Annotated in this window: 3 protein-coding genes; all 3 read left to right on the top strand. The window is 42.6% G+C overall.

The window, feature by feature from the left end; genetic code table 11:
* Positions 1-739: DUF4147 domain-containing protein (locus FJZ26_05225; protein ID MBM3229807.1), on the top strand; the 739-nt coding region annotated here is incomplete at its 5' end.
* Positions 740-805: 66 nt separating this feature from the next.
* Positions 806-1,711 (top strand): histidine phosphatase family protein, encoded by a 906-nt coding sequence (locus tag FJZ26_05220; GenBank protein ID MBM3229806.1) that lies wholly within the window; start codon positions 806-808, stop codon positions 1,709-1,711.
* A gap of 132 nt (positions 1,712-1,843) precedes the next feature.
* The gene (locus tag FJZ26_05215) at positions 1,844-2,866 is read left to right on the top strand and encodes a hypothetical protein (GenBank protein MBM3229805.1); all 1,023 of its coding nucleotides are present in this window, start codon (positions 1,844-1,846) and stop codon (positions 2,864-2,866) included.
* Positions 2,867-3,050 lie beyond the last annotated feature (184 nt).

Raw genomic sequence — 3,050 nt, 5'->3', positions numbered from 1 at the left:
TAAAGGCGGCAGGCTTGTTGAAAAATTCAGAGGAAAGGCATCCATAACCCTTGTTTTGTCGGATGTTGAGGGAAACGACCTGGACGTAATTGCATCAGGCCCAACAGTCCCAGACCCAACCACATACTTAGATGCAAATAATATACTTATTAAATACGGCCTTTGGGAAGAATCAAACCCTTGTTGCAAACACATAATGAAAGGTTTGGGCGGCATGTTTGCTGAAACGCCAAAAGCAAAAAGTCCCAATAATGATATATATATCCTGGCGGATAACATGACGCCTGTGCAGGCGGCAATAAAGGAACTTAACAAGTCCGGCATTACAGACATTGCAGTTGAAAAACTGAAGGGAAATGCAGTTGACGCGGGAAAAAACCTCCGCCTTCTTCTTGAAAATCACTCGGCAGTTGTTGCAGGCGGTGAGACCACAGTTAAGGTAACAGGATGTGGAGTAGGCGGCAGGAATCAGGAGCTTGTACTTGGGAGCTTGCTTTTAAATTCCGCAGGCAAGACAAAATTCGTGGCGGCATCGATAGGCACTGATGGTGTTGACGGCACAAGCAAATTTGCAGGCGGGCTTGTCACAAGTAATATGATTTGTCAAAAAATCAAGGTACGCCTTGCGCTTGAGAACAATGACTCAAGCGCTTTTCTTGAAAGCAACTCGCTTGCAATAATGACTGGTCCTAGTGGTACAAATTTAAATGATGTGTGTATATTTTTGCGTATAAAATAGAAAAATTCGTTTTATGACGAATGAAAGTTGGACAGTATTTAAATACTTTATTATAGCTACCCAATCATGACCAGTTTGGGTACAATAAAAGAGCGCCTAGTTGAAGGGCCGAACGGAAGAGTGCCTGCATATAAGTTTGTGCCTCTTGTCACAAAACTTTCAAAAGAGCACCAAATAACCCTAAGTCCGACTCTGGCAAAAAAATTCACACCTGAGAATATCTTTGGCAGCGGTTGCATCTATCTGAGAGAAGCCATCAATGAGATGCAGACTGGTCCAGGCGTTGTAAAGCTAACCGTAATCAGGCATGCACAAACACCGCACAATAAAAAAAAGATTTTCCAAGGCGACACCAACACCCCACTAAGTACGCATGGCAAGCTGCAAGCAGATTTGACCGGAGATTTTTTATCAAACGAGCATGTTGATACAATCATAATGACTGAACTTGAACGAACACAAAAAACAGCCGAAGCCATCATATCAAGGCTTAAGCAAAACGACCAGCCATCAATCTTTTCTTATGGCCAGCTCAATGAAAGACGTCTTGGGGAGCTGACCCTTGTGCCGCTTCCCTTGATACTAAAAAAGCAGGCGCACATAATCACCACAGGAAATGAGATTTCAGTTTCCCACCTTCCGCTTGGCGGAGAAAACGTGCATCACATGCAAAACCGAGCCGAAGAAGTGGCTGCGGATATAAAGCAAGGCAGATATGGCAATCACGTCGTTGTTGTTCTTCATTACATCTCAGGCAAATGCATCATTGGAAAACTTCTTGGCCTAAACGCTCGCGAAATTGACAATATGGTTCTTGACAATGCAAGCATATCAAGGTTTTTGATTTTTCCACACAATAACGGCTCAAACGAGCATTCGATCATAGGTTCTATGAATTTCACCGGCCATCTTAAGCCTGCCAAGGCAATAGAAAATATATTTCCCTTAACTGAAATCCCCTTAATACACTAGCTGCCTCTTGAATAAATCAAAAGCAGGACAACGGGCTGATTTTGCAAAATTCTTGGAACGCAAAGGTATGGCCGCCCAGCTAGTTATATAAAAGTCAGATTACTCATACAAAAGGTTTGGGACTGCATTTGAATGGTGGTAAACATGATTATAGGGTTGAGCGGCGAGAATTGTGCGGGAAAGGACACTGCAGCAGAATACCTGATGAAAAAAGGATTTTACTACCTGTCACTATCAGACATAATACGAGATGAGCTTGCATTAGAAGGAGCTGCAATCACCAGGGACAACCTGATTGCAAAAGGCAACCGTCTTAGGGAAAAATATGGCCCCGGAGTCTTGGCTGCAAAAACAATTTCAAAAATAGAGAAGGGCAAAAACTATGTAATAATCTCAGTTCGCAATCCAAATGAGGTCAATGAACTAAAAAAACTCCCAAATTTCAATCTTGTGTATTTTACTGCACCTGCAGAAGTGCGCTTTGAGCGCATGAAAGCCCGCTCAAGGGAAGGCGACCCAAAAACCCTGGAAGGTTTTTTGGCGCTTGAAAAAGCCGAACTTGCCAGCCAAGATAAAAACCGCCAACAACTTGCGCAAGTATTCCAGATGGCAACAAAAAAAGTAGTCAATGATTCTGATTTTAAGCGATTGTACGAATCTCTTGACAAGCTTTTGGGTGAGCTTTCAACAGAATATAAAACCGACCGGCCTACATGGGATGAGTATTTCATGGGCATTGCAAAAATAGTTGCTAGCAGAAGCAACTGCATTAAGCGCCATGTTGCTGCCTTGATTGTCAAGGATAAAAGAATAATTTCCACCGGATACAACGGCACGCCCAGAGGCACAAGAAACTGCTCGGAGGGCGGATGCGCCAGGTGCAACGCATTTGCAGATTCGGGCACAAAACTAGAAGAGTGCGTTTGCTCGCACGGAGAGGAAAACGCAATAGTCCAAGCATCGTACCATGGCATTTCAATAAAAGAGGCGACAATATATACGACTTATTCCCCCTGCCTCACCTGCACCAAGATGATAATCAATGCAGGTCTAAAGGAAGTTGTATACAATGAAGCGTACCCTCTCTCCGAGCTTTCCCTGAAGCTTCTTGCTGAGGCAGGAATAGCGATTAGACAAGTCAGAATAAAAGACTGAAATGGGTTTAGTAAAACTGAATACTTAATCATATTAGTTAAACCTAAATTCTACTAGTTATACCAACGTATATAAACATGTTTATTCCTAATTTATAACAGATTGCCATGTTTAATTTTAAATCACCCACCTTTGACCATACGAGGGCAAAGGACAGTCAAAAAAACTTAGGCAATATGTTTAA

It is taken from the genome of Candidatus Parvarchaeota archaeon (genome assembly GCA_016866895.1).
In the GTDB taxonomy this organism is placed as follows: domain Archaea; phylum Micrarchaeota; class Micrarchaeia; order Anstonellales; family VGKX01; genus VGKX01.
The sequence above is the reverse complement of the archived record's forward strand: the minus strand, read 5'-3'. Positions and strand labels throughout refer to the sequence as shown.